General features: G+C 63.1%; 25 protein-coding genes. All 25 read right to left on the bottom strand.

Annotated features, from left to right (window positions below; genetic code table 11):
• Positions 1-24: 24 nt before the first annotated feature.
• Positions 25-756, bottom strand: coding sequence for a type I methionyl aminopeptidase (map, locus tag H5T60_00255; GenBank protein MBC7240864.1), 732 nt, complete (start codon positions 754-756; stop codon positions 25-27).
• Positions 757-800: 44 nt separating this feature from the next.
• Positions 801-1,463, bottom strand: coding sequence for an adenylate kinase (locus H5T60_00250; protein ID MBC7240863.1), 663 nt, complete (start codon positions 1,461-1,463; stop codon positions 801-803).
• A gap of 47 nt (positions 1,464-1,510) precedes the next feature.
• Positions 1,511-2,809 (bottom strand): preprotein translocase subunit SecY, encoded by a 1,299-nt coding sequence (gene secY, locus H5T60_00245; protein MBC7240862.1) that lies wholly within the window; start codon positions 2,807-2,809, stop codon positions 1,511-1,513.
• Positions 2,810-2,866: 57 nt separating this feature from the next.
• Positions 2,867-3,319, bottom strand: coding sequence for a 50S ribosomal protein L15 (rplO, locus tag H5T60_00240; GenBank protein MBC7240861.1), 453 nt, complete (start codon positions 3,317-3,319; stop codon positions 2,867-2,869).
• 38 nt (positions 3,320-3,357) lie between these two features.
• Positions 3,358-3,570, bottom strand: a complete 213-nt coding sequence (rpmD, locus tag H5T60_00235) for a 50S ribosomal protein L30 (protein MBC7240860.1) — start codon at positions 3,568-3,570, stop codon at positions 3,358-3,360.
• Positions 3,563-4,105 carry a 30S ribosomal protein S5 gene (rpsE, locus tag H5T60_00230; GenBank protein MBC7240859.1) on the bottom strand — a complete coding sequence of 181 codons (543 nt, stop codon included), beginning with the start codon at positions 4,103-4,105 and terminating at the stop codon, positions 3,563-3,565. Before rpsE ends, rpmD begins: the two co-directional genes overlap by 8 nt.
• A 52-nt stretch (positions 4,106-4,157) precedes the next feature.
• Positions 4,158-4,526 (bottom strand): 50S ribosomal protein L18, encoded by a 369-nt coding sequence (locus H5T60_00225; GenBank protein MBC7240858.1) that lies wholly within the window; start codon positions 4,524-4,526, stop codon positions 4,158-4,160.
• A gap of 77 nt (positions 4,527-4,603) precedes the next feature.
• Positions 4,604-5,161 carry a 50S ribosomal protein L6 gene (gene rplF / locus H5T60_00220; GenBank protein MBC7240857.1) on the bottom strand — a complete coding sequence of 186 codons (558 nt, stop codon included), beginning with the start codon at positions 5,159-5,161 and terminating at the stop codon, positions 4,604-4,606.
• Between the two features lie 52 nt (positions 5,162-5,213).
• Complete coding sequence (rpsH, locus tag H5T60_00215) at positions 5,214-5,615, bottom strand: 30S ribosomal protein S8 (GenBank protein ID MBC7240856.1); 402 nt, start codon at positions 5,613-5,615, stop codon at positions 5,214-5,216.
• Between the two features lie 69 nt (positions 5,616-5,684).
• Positions 5,685-5,867: a type Z 30S ribosomal protein S14 gene (locus tag H5T60_00210; GenBank protein MBC7240855.1), complete on the bottom strand. Its 183-nt coding sequence runs from the start codon at positions 5,865-5,867 to the stop codon at positions 5,685-5,687.
• Between the two features lie 42 nt (positions 5,868-5,909).
• Positions 5,910-6,467 (bottom strand): 50S ribosomal protein L5, encoded by a 558-nt coding sequence (gene rplE / locus H5T60_00205; protein ID MBC7240854.1) that lies wholly within the window; start codon positions 6,465-6,467, stop codon positions 5,910-5,912.
• A gap of 41 nt (positions 6,468-6,508) precedes the next feature.
• Positions 6,509-6,868: a 50S ribosomal protein L24 gene (rplX, locus tag H5T60_00200; protein MBC7240853.1), complete on the bottom strand. Its 360-nt coding sequence runs from the start codon at positions 6,866-6,868 to the stop codon at positions 6,509-6,511.
• A gap of 49 nt (positions 6,869-6,917) precedes the next feature.
• A complete protein-coding gene (gene rplN, locus H5T60_00195) occupies positions 6,918-7,286 on the bottom strand; it encodes a 50S ribosomal protein L14 (GenBank protein MBC7240852.1) in 369 nt (122 codons plus the stop codon).
• Positions 7,283-7,531, bottom strand: coding sequence for a 30S ribosomal protein S17 (gene rpsQ / locus H5T60_00190; GenBank protein ID MBC7240851.1), 249 nt, complete (start codon positions 7,529-7,531; stop codon positions 7,283-7,285). Before rpsQ ends, rplN begins: the two co-directional genes overlap by 4 nt.
• Positions 7,532-7,534: 3 nt before the next feature.
• Positions 7,535-7,759, bottom strand: a complete 225-nt coding sequence (rpmC, locus tag H5T60_00185) for a 50S ribosomal protein L29 (GenBank protein ID MBC7240850.1) — start codon at positions 7,757-7,759, stop codon at positions 7,535-7,537.
• The gene (gene rplP / locus H5T60_00180) at positions 7,759-8,187 is read right to left on the bottom strand and encodes a 50S ribosomal protein L16 (GenBank protein MBC7240849.1); all 429 of its coding nucleotides are present in this window, start codon (positions 8,185-8,187) and stop codon (positions 7,759-7,761) included. Before rplP ends, rpmC begins: the two co-directional genes overlap by 1 nt.
• Before the next feature lie 92 nt (positions 8,188-8,279).
• Positions 8,280-8,951: a 30S ribosomal protein S3 gene (gene rpsC, locus H5T60_00175; protein MBC7240848.1), complete on the bottom strand. Its 672-nt coding sequence runs from the start codon at positions 8,949-8,951 to the stop codon at positions 8,280-8,282.
• Positions 8,952-9,016: 65 nt separating this feature from the next.
• Positions 9,017-9,352 carry a 50S ribosomal protein L22 gene (rplV, locus tag H5T60_00170; GenBank protein MBC7240847.1) on the bottom strand — a complete coding sequence of 112 codons (336 nt, stop codon included), beginning with the start codon at positions 9,350-9,352 and terminating at the stop codon, positions 9,017-9,019.
• A 9-nt stretch (positions 9,353-9,361) separates the two neighbouring features.
• Complete coding sequence (rpsS, locus tag H5T60_00165; protein ID MBC7240846.1) at positions 9,362-9,643, bottom strand: 30S ribosomal protein S19; 282 nt, start codon at positions 9,641-9,643, stop codon at positions 9,362-9,364.
• A gap of 51 nt (positions 9,644-9,694) precedes the next feature.
• Positions 9,695-10,528: a 50S ribosomal protein L2 gene (rplB, locus tag H5T60_00160; protein MBC7240845.1), complete on the bottom strand. Its 834-nt coding sequence runs from the start codon at positions 10,526-10,528 to the stop codon at positions 9,695-9,697.
• A gap of 48 nt (positions 10,529-10,576) precedes the next feature.
• Positions 10,577-10,864 carry a 50S ribosomal protein L23 gene (rplW, locus tag H5T60_00155; protein ID MBC7240844.1) on the bottom strand — a complete coding sequence of 96 codons (288 nt, stop codon included), beginning with the start codon at positions 10,862-10,864 and terminating at the stop codon, positions 10,577-10,579.
• Between the two features lie 40 nt (positions 10,865-10,904).
• Positions 10,905-11,537, bottom strand: a complete 633-nt coding sequence (rplD, locus tag H5T60_00150; GenBank protein MBC7240843.1) for a 50S ribosomal protein L4 — start codon at positions 11,535-11,537, stop codon at positions 10,905-10,907.
• 66 nt (positions 11,538-11,603) lie between these two features.
• A complete protein-coding gene (gene rplC / locus H5T60_00145) occupies positions 11,604-12,236 on the bottom strand; it encodes a 50S ribosomal protein L3 (GenBank protein ID MBC7240842.1) in 633 nt (210 codons plus the stop codon).
• Between the two features lie 156 nt (positions 12,237-12,392).
• Positions 12,393-12,701 carry a 30S ribosomal protein S10 gene (gene rpsJ / locus H5T60_00140; protein MBC7240841.1) on the bottom strand — a complete coding sequence of 103 codons (309 nt, stop codon included), beginning with the start codon at positions 12,699-12,701 and terminating at the stop codon, positions 12,393-12,395.
• 23 nt (positions 12,702-12,724) lie between these two features.
• Positions 12,725-12,814 (bottom strand): hypothetical protein (locus H5T60_00135; protein ID MBC7240840.1); only part of this gene is annotated, 90 nt, incomplete at its 5' end.

Below are 12,814 nucleotides of genomic sequence, written 5' to 3'. Positions count from 1 at the left end.
GTATCTCCTTCGTTCACCTGCTGTCTATAAGCGTGTCAATATTTCCGCTTCGCCATCGCGCACCAGGATGGTGTGTTCGAAATGTGCCGACAGGCTCCCATCATACGTCACGACGGTCCATCCGTCGGCCAGCACCCGGGTGCGCCAATCCCCGACGTTCACCATAGGCTCCAGGGCGAGGGTCATGCCGGCCCTCAGCCGCACACCGCGGCCCGGCGCCCCAAAATTGAGCACCTGAAGCCCCTCATGCATCTCCCGGCCGATGCCGTGGCCGGTGTATTCCCGCACGACAGAGAAGCCGCGCGATTCGACGTAGCTCTGAATGGCGTGGGAGATATCCCCCAGCCGGTTGCCGGCCCGCGCCGCGGCGATGCCGGCGTACAGCGCCCCTTCCGTGACCTCCATCAGCCGCCGGGCAAGATCCGAAACCTTCCCCACCGGCACCGTGATGGCCGCGTCACCGTGATAACCTTGGTAAATGGCACCCACATCCACCGAGAGAATCTGCCCCTCCTCCAGCACCCGCTGGCGGGATGGGATGCCGTGCACCACCTCATTGTCCACGGAAGCGCAGATGGTCGCCGGGAAGGGCGGACGGTCACTGCCGCCGTCGTAGCCCTTGAAGGAGGGAACGCCCCCCTCTGCCCGGATGATGCGCTCCGCCAGCTCATCCAGCTCGCCCGTGGTGATGCCGGGACGTACCTGCTCGCGGATCGCCTCGAGCACCTTGGCGACGATCTGGCCGGCCCGCCGCATGAGAGCGATCTCTCGCTCCGACTTGATGACAATGCCGGCCACGTTCACGCACGGCCTCCAAGCACCGGCTCCAGCGCTTCCTCCACTGCCTGGCGAACCGATTCGACATCCTGCTCGCCGTCAATCTCGACCAGCAGGCCCCGCTCCTTGAAGTACTCGATGAGCGGCGTGGTCTGCTCCAGGTAGACCCGGATGCGCCGGCGCTGGGTCTCCGGCTGGTCGTCGGGACGCTGATACAGCTCCCCGCCGCAGACATCGCAGATGCCGGGCTGTTTGGGCGGGTTAAAGCGCTCATGGTACACCGCGCCGCACTGCCGGCAGGTCCAGCGCCCACCCAACCGCTCCAGCAGGGTCGTCTCGCTCGCCCGGATGTACAGCACCAGGGCCAGCCGGGAGCCGCGCTCCGCCAGCGCCTTCTCCAGAGCTTTCGCCTGCTCGATGGTCCGCGGGAAGCCGTCCAACAGGGCACCGCCGGCGCAGTCCGGTTGGGACAGGCGCTCCATGACCATGGCGATGGTCACATCGTCCGGCACCAGCTCGCCCCGGTCCATATAGCTTTTGGCCAGCTTGCCCAGTTCCGTCTGGTTGGCGATGGCCGCCCGGAACAGGTCGCCCGACGCCACATGCGGGATGCCCAGCTTCTCAGTCAGGAACGCCGCCTGGGTGCCCTTGCCGGCGCCCGGCGCCCCTAACAGCAAGATGTACAGCGGATCATGTGAGCCAACCATGCGCGCCCCCGCGAGACCAGCGATCTTTATTTCTTAATGAACCCTTCATAGTGGCGCATCAACAACTGCGCCTCCAACTGCTTCAGGGTATCCAACACCACGCCCACCACGATCAGCAGGCCGGTGCTGGTGATCAACATGGTGCCTGTTTCCGTCACGTCACGCACCAGCCAGGGCAGGATGGCCACGCCGGCCAGGAACAGCGCGCCCACCAGGGTGATGCGCTGGAGCACGCCGTTGAGGTAGTCCTCCGTCTGCTTGCCGGGGCGAATGCCCGGGATAAAGCCGCCCTGCCGCTGAAGCACTTCCGGCAGGTTCTGCTGTCGGAAGACCACGTCGGTATAGAAGTACGTGAACCCGATCACCAGGAAGAAGTACAGGATCCAGTACAGGTTGCCGTTCGGGCTGAAAGCACTGCTGATGGCCGTCGCCACCTTCGACACGAACTCCGACTGTGAGTTGACGAAGTAGCTGGCGATGGTGCCCGGGAAAAGCATCAGGCTCTGGGCGAAGATGAGCGGGATCATGCCGGCCGTGTTCACCCGGATGGGAATATGGGTGCTCTGGCCGCCGGCGATCCGCAGGCGGTTGCCGCGCATCGCCATGACCCGCTTGCCATACTGCACTGGAATGCGGCGCTGTCCCTCCTGCACCACCACGATGACCGCCACGGTGATAACCGTCACTACCACAAACACCAACAGAGACCATGGGTTGGCGATCAGGTTCGCCGCGATGCGCTGGGGAATGCGGGCCACGATGCCGCCGAAGATGATGATGGACACACCGTTCCCCACGCCGCGCTCGGTGATCAGATCGCCCAGCCAGACGGCCACCATGGTGCCGGCGGTCAGCGTGGCGATGGTCGAAAGCGTCGCCAGCCAGTACTCCGCCGTGAACCCGAACGCCGGCATCAGCCCCTGCTGTTTCAGGATCGAAGACTGCCCAAAGGCCTGCAGGGCCGCTAAAGGCACCGTCAGGTAATATGTATACCGATTGAGTTTGTTACGCCCTTCCTCGCCCTCTTTGGCGAGCTTCTCCAACTGCGGGATGAGCGGCATCAGCAACTGCAGGATGATGGATGCCGTGATGTACGGGTAGACGCCCATGGCCATGACGGAAAAGTTGGCCATGGCGCCGCCGGAAAACAGGTCCAGCATGCCCAACAGTTGGTTGCTCTCAAACAGTCGGGCCAGGCCGGCCGCATCCACGCCCGGCACCGGCACATGCGATGCCAGCCGATAGATGACCAGGATCCCCAGGGTAAAGAGGATCTTTTTGCGCAAATCCGGCAGTCGAAACGCGTTCGCAACCGCTTGTAACATCCTGATGGGCCTCCATTCCCCATCTCCGCCGGCGCTTCCGCCGGCGAGAGCACCCCATTATTCCAGCGGCAGGACTTCCACCGTGCCGCCGGCGGCCTCGATCTTCGCCCGCGCGCTTTCCGAGAAGCGGTGCGCCTTGACCGTCAGCGGGCGGTCCACCTCGCCGCGGCCCAGGATGACCACCGGCTTCTTGGCCGATTTGATGACGCCGGCCGCCGCCAGGGTCTCGGGCGTGACCACACTGCCGGCCTCGAAGACATCCAGCCGCTCCAGGTTCACCGGCGTGTACTCGACCCGGAAGATATTGACGAAGCCGCGCTTGAAGGGAAGCCGGCGCACCAGGGGAAGCTGGCCGCCCTCGAAGTACGGCGGCTTCACCCCACCACTGCGGGCGCGCTGGCCTTTCGTGCCCCGGCCGGCGGTCTTGCCGTGGCCGGAGGAAATGCCGCGTCCCACGCGCTTTCGATTTTTCTTGGAGCCCGGCAAGGGCCGCAGTTCATGCAGTTTCATAATGTCTCCACCTCACGTACGCCCAACTCGCTTGCCCGTTATTCGACAACTTCCACTTCTTCCACCGTCACCAGATGGCTGACCTTGGCTATCATGCCGCGAATCACCGGGGTGTCGTCATGCTCGACGGTCTGGCCCCGCCGCTTCAGGCCCAGGGCGCGGATGGTGCCGCGCTGGGGCTGTTTGGCGCCGATCAGGCTTTTCACCCAGGTGATGCGGAGCCGCTTCTTCGTCGCAACCGTGTTAGCCATTGGCCTTCCTCCGCTTCCAGTGTGGCAGGACACGGGAGACCGGCACCTTGCGCCGGCGGGCCACTTCCTCCACATCCTGAAGCTGGCACAGCCCGTTCCAGGTGGCAAAGGCCACGTTCAGGATGTTGGAACAGCCCAGCGACTTGCTCAGGATGTCGCGATAGCCGGCAGCCTCCAGGACGGCGCGCACCGCGCCGCCGGCGATGATGCCGGTACCGGGCGAGGCCGGCTTCAGCAGAACCACCGCCGCATCCTGGCGGCCGATCACCTCATGCGGGATGGTGGTGTCCACCATGGCCACCTTGCGCATATTCTTGCGGGCGCGCTCCGTCGCCTTGCGGATGGCATCGGGCACTTCCGCCGCCCGGCCGATGCCCAGGCCCACGTGCCCCTTGTTATCGCCAACCACCACCACCGCACGGATGCGGAAGCGCCGGCCACCCTTGATGACCTTGGCTGTGCGCGTGATATGGATCACTCGCTCGTCAAGACTCTCTTCTTCGCCGTACGCCTGTTCTTCAGTCCAATCCTGCATTGATATTCCTCCAACTTGGCTTCCGCCGTGTTGCAGGGTGATGCTCACCCGGCTAGAATTCGAGACCAGCCTCGCGCGAGCCTTCGGCCAGCGCCTTCACCCGGCCGTGGTAGGGGTAGCCGCCGCGATCGAACACCACCTGCTTGATGCCGACGGCCAACGCCCGCTCCGCCACCACCTTCCCCACCAGGCGGGCCTGCTCGGTCTTCGGCAGTCCCTTGATCAGCTCGCGCACCTTCGGATCGATGGTGGACGCGGACACCAGCGTATGGCCGCGCGTGTCATCGATGATCTGCGCATAAATATGATTCAGGCTGCGAAAGACGTTCAAACGCGGGCGCTCTGGCGTGCCAAATACTTTCTTGCGCACGCGTTCATGACGCCGTTTGCGAGCTGCATGTGCCTTCAATTCCTTTCCCATTCTTGACCTCCGCAGTGCCGGCGGCCCACTGCCGCCTGCACATCTCCAAGTCCTGACTTCCGTCTCGAGAACGCCGCTTACTTCTTGCCGCCCTTACCAGCTTTGCCGGCCTTCAGGCGCACCACCTCGTCGGCATAGCGCACGCCCTTGCCCTTGTACGGCTCCGGTGGACGCACCGCCCGGATCTTCGCCGCGACCTGACCGACCAGCTCTTTGTCGATCCCCTCCACCTGGAAATCGCGGCCGCCCTTGTCCACGGAGAAGGTGATGCCAGGCGGCGGCAGGAATTCCACCGGGTGGGAATAGCCCACGCTCAGCACCAGGGCATTGCCGCGCATTTCCACGCGATAACCGACACCCTGGACCTGCATGCGCTTGACAAAGCCCTTGGACACGCCCTCCACCATATTGGCCAGCAGGGCGCGCGTCAGGCCGTGCAGGGCACGATGCCGGCGGGAATCGGTCGGCCGGGTGACCTTAAGCTGGTTATCCTCCAGCGTGATCTGTATATCCGGCGAAAAGGTGCGTTCGAGTTCCCCCTTCGGCCCTTTGACCCGCACGCGATTCGTGCGAGGGTCAATCTCGACCGTGACGCCCTTGGGCAAAGGGATTGGTAATCGCCCAATTCTTGACACTTTCACACCTCCAATCGCTCGGCTGTCGCCGGCTGTGACTTCGACAGCCAGATTACCAGACATAGCACAGGATTTCACCGCCAACGCCCAGCCGGCGCGCCTTCTGGTCGCTCATAATCCCCTTCGAGGTGGATAGGATGGCAATGCCCAGCCCACTCCGCACCCAGGGGATCTCATCCCGGCGCACGTACATGCGCCGGCCAGGCTTGCTGACCCGCCGCAACGCCGTGATCACCGGCTGACGCCGCTCATCATAGCGAAGCTGGATGCGCAGGAGCATATATGCCCGCTTCGGATCGCGCACCAGTTGATAATCCTCGATGAAGCCCTCTTCCTTCAGCACGCGCGCGATCTCCTGCTTCACCTTAGACGAGGGCATCACCACAAAGGGATGGCGAGCCATCGCCGCGTTACGAATGCGAGTCAACATGTCCGCAATTGGATCCGTATGCATCGAAATTCTCTCCTCCAGAGCCACTTCAGCTAAGGGACTTGGCCGGTACGGGACATCCGTCCGCGTGCCTTACCAGCTCGACTTCACCACGCCGGGGATCTGACCTTCCCAGGCGAAGCGGCGGAAGCAGATGCGGCACATTTTGAAGCGGCGCATATAGCCGCGCGGCCGGCCGCAAATCTGACAGCGGTTCCGCACACGAACGGCATATTTCCGGCGCTGTTCCCGATACATCATGCACTTCTTGGCCACGTTCTCTCTCCTCTTCGGCGCGTCGTGATGCGCAGTATCCTGTTATTCCACCAGCGTCTCGGGCTGGCGGAACGGCATACCCATCAACTGCAGCAGCCGGCGGGCTTCCTCGTCGGTCTTCGCCGTGGTCACGATGGTGATCTCCATGCCGCGGACCTTATCGACCTTGTTGTAATCGATCTCCGGGAAGACCAACTGCTCCCGAATGCCCAGGGTGTAATTCCCCCGGCCGTCGAAGGAATCGGGCGAGACGCCCCGGAAGTCCCTCTGGCGCGGCAGGGCCACGTTGATCAGGCGGTCCAGGAAGTCGTACATGCGGTCGCCGCGCAGGGTCACTTTGACGCCGATGGGGTTGCCGGCGCGCAGCTTGAAGCCGGCGATGGACTTCTTGGCCCGCGTGATGATGGGCTTCTGGCCGGTGATGATGGCCAGGTCCTCGCTGGCCGCGTCCAGCGCCTTGGCGTTCTGCAGTGCCTCGCCCAGCCCGATATTGACCACCACCTTCACCAGGCGTGGGACTTCCATAATATTCCGATATTTGAACTCCCGCATCAGCACGGGCACGATTTCTTCTCGGTACTTATCTTTCAATCTCGGCATATTGCTCTCCTACTTTTGCCGTTAATGGTCTGCCGGCGGCATTATTCGATGATCTCGCCACAGCGCTTGCAGTAACGAGCCTTGGAGCCATCCTCGAACACGCGGATGCCCACCCGGGTAGGCTTGTCACAGCGCTTGCAGACCAGGGCCACGTTCGAAATATGAATGGGCGCCTCGCGCTCGATGATTCCCACCTGCGTGCGCACATCGCCGGTGCGGCGCTGGTGCTTCTTCACCAGGTTGACGCCGGCCACGATGACGCGATCGCGATTGGGATCCAGCCGGCCGGGAAACCGCACCGACCGACCCGGCAGGACCTTGCGCACCGTGCCGCGCATACCCCGGTTCTTCCCGCTGATAACCTCAACTGTATCGCCTGTTTTGATCTTTCGCATCCCCATAACCTCCCCGGCATTCATCCTGGGACATCCTCGCGCCTCTGGTGCCGGCTCACAGCACTTCAGGGGCCAGCGAGACGATCTTCATGAACCCCTTCTCGCGCAGTTCACGGGCCACCGGGCCGAAAATGCGCGTCCCCTTTGGGTTGCGACGCTCGTCCAGGATGACCGCCGCGTTGTCATCAAACCGGATATAGGTGCCGTCCGGGCGGGCATAGGGCTTTTTCACCCGCACGATCACCGCGCGCACCACCTCCCCCTTCTTGACGGAGGCGGTCGGGGTGGCCTCTTTCACCGAGGCGATGATGATATCCCCCACCGTGCCGTAATAGCGGTGAGAGCCGCCCATGACCCGGATGCACAGCAGTTCCTTGGCTCCCGTGTTATCCGCCACAACCAGCCGAGACTCTTGCTGAATCATTGCTCTGCCCTCTCGATGATTTCAGTGACGACCCACCGCTTTTCACGGCTCAGCGGCCGCGATTCGAGAATGCGCACCAGGTCACCCACCCGACAGGCATTGTGCTCGTCGTGCGCCTTGTACTTCTTGCGCGCGCGCACGGTCTTATGATACAGCGGGTGCTCGTAGGTGCGCGTGACCTCGACGACCACCGTTTTATCCATTTTATCGCTGACCACGCGACCAATCAGTTCTTTTTTGGGCATGGCTTACACTCCCCGTCCCTGTTCCAGCTCACGCAGGATGGTTTTGACGCGCGCGATGTCCCGCTTGACCTGGGTCATGCGCTGGTAGTTTTTCAACTGACGCGTGGCCCACTGGAACCGCAAGTTGAACAATTCATGATACAGCTCGTCCAGGCGGCGTTCCAGTTCTCGCCTGGCGGTGGGATAGTCCAGTCCCGCGATGGATGCTCGGATTTCCTGCGCCTTCATCAACTACCCTCCCCCTCGCTTTCGACGCGAGTGACGATCTGGGTTTTGATGGGTAGTTTATGGGAAGCCAGCCGCAGAGCTTCGCGCGCCACTTCTTCGCGCACGCCGGCGATCTCGAACAGGATGCGTCCGGGCTTCACCACAGCGACCCAGCCTTCCACATTGCCCTTGCCGCCGCCCATGCGGGTCTCCGCCGGCTTCTTGGTGATGGGCTTGTCCGGGAAGATGCGGATCCAGAGCTTCCCACCACGCCGCACATAGCGCACGATGGCGCGACGGGCCGCCTCAATCTGCCGGTTGGTCATCCAGCAGGGCTCCAACGCCTGCAGGCCGTATTCGCCGAAGGCGATCTCGGCGCCGCGCGTGGCCCGCCCCTTCATCCTTCCACGATGCTGTTTGCGATATTTGACTCGTTTCGGCATCAACATATGTCCAACTCCTCAGCCGCACCAGCCCCGCTGGTGCTCTTCAAGATAGCGGTTTCATGAAACTGCGCCGGTCTTCGGCCTGGCCGGCACCCTCAGGCACCCGCCTCGGCGAACTGCTCGGCCTGGGCTTTCTTCTCGGGCAGGACATCGCCCTTGTAAATCCACACCTTCACCCCGATGCGGCCGAAGGTGGTGAGCGCCTCTGCCTTGGCGTAATCAATGTCCGCCCGCAGGGTGTGGCGCGGCACCCGCCCCATGCGCACGGTGTCCTTGCGGGCCATTTCGGCGCCGCCCAGCCGGCCCGAGCAGGTGACCATGGCGCCCAGGGCGCCGGCCCGCAGGGCCCGCAGAACCGCCTGCTTCATCGCCCGCTTAAAGGACACGCGGCGCTCCAACTGCTCGGCGATGCTCTCCGCCACCAGATAGGCATCCAGCTCCGGCTTCTCGATTTCCTCGACGTCAATGCGCACGCGCTTCTTGGTGAAATCCTCCAGGAGCTGGCGGAGCTTGTTCACGCCGGCGCCCTTGCGGCCGATAATAATGCCGGGCTTGGCCGTGTGGATGACGATGGACACCTGATTTGGGAAGCGCTCGATCTCGATCTTGGAGATGCCGGCATTGGGCAGTTCCTTGCGGATCATCTCCCGAATCTTGATGTCCTCCATCAATAGTTTGCCGTATTCCTCGCCCTCGGCATACCAGCGCGCATCCCAGGTGCGGATAATGCCAAGACGGAACGCATTCGGATGAACTTTACGCCCCAAATTGAACCTCCTTGCGCTTCAGCTCCACGATGTGCATTTGCCTGCCGGCCACGAGGGGCCTGGCGTTATTCCTTCTCTTCCAGCACGACGGTGATATGCGACGAGCGCTTCAGGATGGGCTTGAAGCGGCCGCGTGCGCCGAACCGCCGCCAGCGGCGCGTGGGCCCCTCGTCGGCGTAAATCTGGGCGATGTACAGGTCCTCGCCGGCCATGCCGAAATTCTCCTCCGCGTTGGCGATGGCCGAACGAATCACCTTGGCCACAGGCTTCGCGGCGGCCTTCGGCACGAACTGCAGCCGCTCCAGGGCCTCCTGCGCCCGCATGCCGCGCACCAGGTCCACCACCAGTCGGACCTTCCGGGGCGACATGCGAATATATTTCGCTACTGCCCTAACCTGCATCCCCATGATTTACCCCCTTCTGGTCTTCTTCTCTTTCGCCACATGCCCCCGGAAAGTCCGGGTCGGGGCGAACTCGCCCAGGCGATGACCGACCATGTTCTCGGTGATATAGACAGGGATGTGGTGCCGGCCGTTGTGCACGAGGATCGTGTGCCCCACCATCTGGGGGAAGATGACCGAGGCGCGCGACCAGGTGCGGATCGCCACGCGCTTGCCCGTGCGGTTCATCTCCTCGATCCTCTTCAACAGCTTCGGATCCACATACGGCCCTTTTTTCAATGACCTCGACACTGGTCAACCTCCTGCTTCGTCACTGCGTAGACCTAAGATGTGCTGACTGCATTACCGGCCGGCGGTGCGGCGGCGCACAATGTACTTGTCCGTCGCCTTATTGCGCCGGGTCTTGTAGCCCAGCGCCGGCTTGCCCCACGGCGTCTTCGGGCCAGGCATGCCGATGGGAGAGCGGCCCTCACCGCCGCCGTGCGGATGATCACGCGGCGTCATTGCAGAACCGCGCACGGTCGGGCGCCAACCCAGCCACCGCTTGCGGCCAGCCTTGCCCAGCTTGATGTTGCTGTGGTCAATATTGCCGACCTGGCCGATGGTGGCCTTACAGCGCTTGTCCACCAGGCGCATCTCGCCACTGGGGAGGCGCAGGAGTACATACTTACCCTCTTTCGCCATCACCTGGGCGGCGGTGCCGGCGGCTCGCGCAATCTGGCCGCCCTTGCCGACATGCAGTTCCACGTTGTGCACCATGGTACCCAACGGGATGTTCTCCAGCGGCAGGGTGTTGCCAGGCCGGATCTCCGCATCCGGAGATGAAATCACCGTGTCACCAACCTTGAGCTCCAGCGGTGCGATGATGTACCGCTTCTCGCCGTCCGCATAGACCAGCAGGGCGATGCGCGCCGAGCGGTTGGGATCGTACTCGATGCTCACCACGCGCGCCGGGATGCCTTCCTTGTCGCGCTTGAAATCAATGATGCGGTACATGCGCTTATGACCGCCGCCCCGATGCCGCACAGTGACTTTGCCGCGGAAGTTCCGCCCACCGTGCTTCTTCAGCGGCACCAGCAGGGAACGCTCGGGTTCGGTCTTGGTGATCTCCTCAAAGGTGTACCCCGTCATGCCCCGCCGGCCGGGTGTGGTCGGTTTATAGACTTTGATCGGCATTCTATCTGACCTCCACTCGCTGATTGCACTCAGCGCCGCGTCGTATCATTACACGCCTTCGAAGAACTCGATGCGCTGGCCAGGCGTCAATGTGACGATCGCCTTCTTCCACGCCGGCTGTTTGACCACCACACGCCGGCCGTAGCGGGAGCGCTTCGGCTTCATCGAGACGATATTCACGTCCACCACCGTCACATTAAACGCCTTCTCGACAGCCGCTTTCACCAGAGCCTTGTTGGCGCGTCGGTCCACCTCAAACACGTATTTCCCCTTCTCCGCCAACGCGCTCGACTTCTCCGTGATCACCGGGCGCCGCAACACTTCGTAAAGGTGCATTTCGACCTTTCCTCCCTACACACGTCCTGGCGCGCGACGACTACTGCCCCAGGATGGACTCGATGACTGCCAGCGAACCCTTGGGCATCAGCACGTAATCATAGCCCAGGAGGTCGCGCACGTTCAGGTAATTGGCCAGCAGTGTCTTGACCTGCGGCAGGTTGCGCGCCGACAGCTCGACGGCGGTATCCTTGGCCGGCAGGAGGATCAACACGCTGGAATCCAGCTTCAGCGCACCGAGCACCTGCAGCATCTGCCTGGTCTTCGGCGCTTCCAGAGCCAGCTCATCCAGCACGACGATCTGCTGGTCCGCCGCCTTGGCCGACAAGGCCGCCCGCAGTGCCAGGCGCCGCATCTTGCGCGGCATCTTCTGAGCATAGCTGCGCGGATGAGGGCCAAAGACCACGCCGCCGTGCCGCCAGTGCGGTGCGCGGATGCTCCCCTGGCGCGCTCGACCGGTGCCCTTCTGCCGCCAGATCTTGCGGCCGCCGCCGGCAACCTCGCCGCGCGTCTTGGTGTCGTGGGTGCCCAGCCGGGCGTTGGCCAACTGCCGCAGTAATGCCTGATGCATCACTGCCTTGGTCGCCGGCGTCAATGGCACCCCAAATATGTCGTCGCGCAGTTCGACTTCGCCTACGATTTCACCCTGCATATTTCGCAATGGCACTTGCATCGTCTCTTTACTCCCACTCCAGATGCGCCGGCGGTACCGCCCACTGCAGGCGCCGGCACATAATGGTTATCCCTGTTTGCGAGCCTGCTTGATGAGCAGTAATCCACCGCGCGGACCGGGCACCGGGCCCTTCACCGCCAGCAGATTGCGCTCCGGGTCCACCAGAACGACCTTGAGGTTCTGCATGGTATGGCGCCGGCCGCCCATCCGCCCCGCCATGCGCGTGCCCTTCAGCACACGGCCCGGCGTCTTACAGGCACCGATGGAACCCGGCGCACGCTGTCGGTCCGACTGGCCGTGCGTCTTGGGACCGCCGCGGAACCCATGCCGCTTCACGACGCCGGCGAAGCCCCGGCCCTTGGTGGTGCCCACGACGTCCACGCGCTCACCCACCGAGAAGATGTCCACGGTGATCTTCTGACCCACGTCGTAGGGCTCATCCTCTTTGACGCGGATTTCCCGCAGGATGCGGAGCGGCGGCAGGTTATGCCGGCGCAGATGCCCCAACAGCGGCTTGTTCAGCTTCCGCGGCGGGACCTCTTCATAGCCGATCTGGATGGCGGAGTAGCCATCGCGCGCCACGGTCTTGCGCTGAGTGACGTAGCAGGGCCCGGCCTCGATCACCGTCACCGGCACGACCAAGCCGTTCTCGTCGAAAATTTGCGTCATGCCAACTTTTCTGCCCAGTATGCCCTTCATCGTTCCGTTTTGGACGAGAAGACTGCCGCTGGTTCCTGCCGCATCATCTTCTCGCCCCTACCTCCTTTGCCAGAGTTTGTCTCGTATAGGTTCGGGGGCGCTGTGTCCCTGCCGGCCGCGCGCCGGCTTACAGGCCCAGCACTCCCCTGCCTGGCGCTACAGCTTGATCTCGATATCCACGCCGGCCGGCAGGTTCAGGCGCATCAGCGTGTCGATGGTCTTGGACCCCGGGTCAAGCACATCGATGAGCCGCTTATGGGTGCGGATCTCGAACTGTTCCCGGGAATCCTTGTCGATGAACGGAGAGCGCATCACGGTAAAGCGCTCGATCTTGGTGGGCAAGGGAATGGGGCCCACCACGACCGCACCAGTGCTCTCCGCCGCCTCCACGATCTGCCGGACCGACTGGTCCAGGACCCGATGATCGTACGCTTTAAGCCGGATTCGAATACGCTGTTTTGCCATCGGTTGCTACCTTGCCCACCTGATTATTCGACGATCTTGGTGATGACGCCGGCGCCCACAGTGCGGCCGCCCTCACGAATGGCGAAGCGCGAACCCTCCTCCAACGCCACCGG

The sequence above is a fragment of the Anaerolineae bacterium genome (assembly GCA_014360855.1).
In the GTDB taxonomy this organism is placed as follows: Bacteria; Chloroflexota; Anaerolineae; order JACIWP01; family JACIWP01; genus JACIWP01.
Note: the sequence above shows the minus strand (reverse complement) of the source record. Positions and strands in the feature narration are given on the sequence as shown.

Excerpts from the sequence above, each read along its gene's own strand:
- map (MBC7240864.1), bottom strand. The coding sequence starts at position 756 with ATGCGGCGGGCCGGCCAGATCGTCGCCAAGGTGCTCGAGGCGATCCGC.
- secY (MBC7240862.1), bottom strand. The coding sequence starts at position 2,809 with ATGTTACAAGCGGTTGCGAACGCGTTTCGACTGCCGGATTTGCGCAAA.
- rplO (MBC7240861.1), bottom strand. The coding sequence starts at position 3,319 with ATGAAACTGCATGAACTGCGGCCCTTGCCGGGCTCCAAGAAAAATCGA.
- rpmD (MBC7240860.1), bottom strand. The coding sequence starts at position 3,570 with ATGGCTAACACGGTTGCGACGAAGAAGCGGCTCCGCATCACCTGGGTG.
- rpsE (MBC7240859.1), bottom strand. The coding sequence starts at position 4,105 with ATGCAGGATTGGACTGAAGAACAGGCGTACGGCGAAGAAGAGAGTCTT.
- H5T60_00225 (MBC7240858.1), bottom strand. The coding sequence starts at position 4,526 with ATGGGAAAGGAATTGAAGGCACATGCAGCTCGCAAACGGCGTCATGAA.
- rpsH (MBC7240856.1), bottom strand. The coding sequence starts at position 5,615 with ATGCATACGGATCCAATTGCGGACATGTTGACTCGCATTCGTAACGCG.
- rplE (MBC7240854.1), bottom strand. The coding sequence starts at position 6,467 with ATGCCGAGATTGAAAGATAAGTACCGAGAAGAAATCGTGCCCGTGCTG.
- rplX (MBC7240853.1), bottom strand. The coding sequence starts at position 6,868 with ATGGGGATGCGAAAGATCAAAACAGGCGATACAGTTGAGGTTATCAGC.
- rplN (MBC7240852.1), bottom strand. The coding sequence starts at position 7,286 with ATGATTCAGCAAGAGTCTCGGCTGGTTGTGGCGGATAACACGGGAGCC.
- rpsQ (MBC7240851.1), bottom strand. The coding sequence starts at position 7,531 with ATGCCCAAAAAAGAACTGATTGGTCGCGTGGTCAGCGATAAAATGGAT.
- rpmC (MBC7240850.1), bottom strand. The coding sequence starts at position 7,759 with ATGAAGGCGCAGGAAATCCGAGCATCCATCGCGGGACTGGACTATCCC.
- rplP (MBC7240849.1), bottom strand. The coding sequence starts at position 8,187 with ATGTTGATGCCGAAACGAGTCAAATATCGCAAACAGCATCGTGGAAGG.
- rplV (MBC7240847.1), bottom strand. The coding sequence starts at position 9,352 with ATGCAGGTTAGGGCAGTAGCGAAATATATTCGCATGTCGCCCCGGAAG.
- rplB (MBC7240845.1), bottom strand. The coding sequence starts at position 10,528 with ATGCCGATCAAAGTCTATAAACCGACCACACCCGGCCGGCGGGGCATG.
- rplW (MBC7240844.1), bottom strand. The coding sequence starts at position 10,864 with ATGCACCTTTACGAAGTGTTGCGGCGCCCGGTGATCACGGAGAAGTCG.
- rplD (MBC7240843.1), bottom strand. The coding sequence starts at position 11,537 with ATGCAAGTGCCATTGCGAAATATGCAGGGTGAAATCGTAGGCGAAGTC.
- rplC (MBC7240842.1), bottom strand. The coding sequence starts at position 12,236 with ATGAAGGGCATACTGGGCAGAAAAGTTGGCATGACGCAAATTTTCGAC.
- rpsJ (MBC7240841.1), bottom strand. The coding sequence starts at position 12,701 with ATGGCAAAACAGCGTATTCGAATCCGGCTTAAAGCGTACGATCATCGG.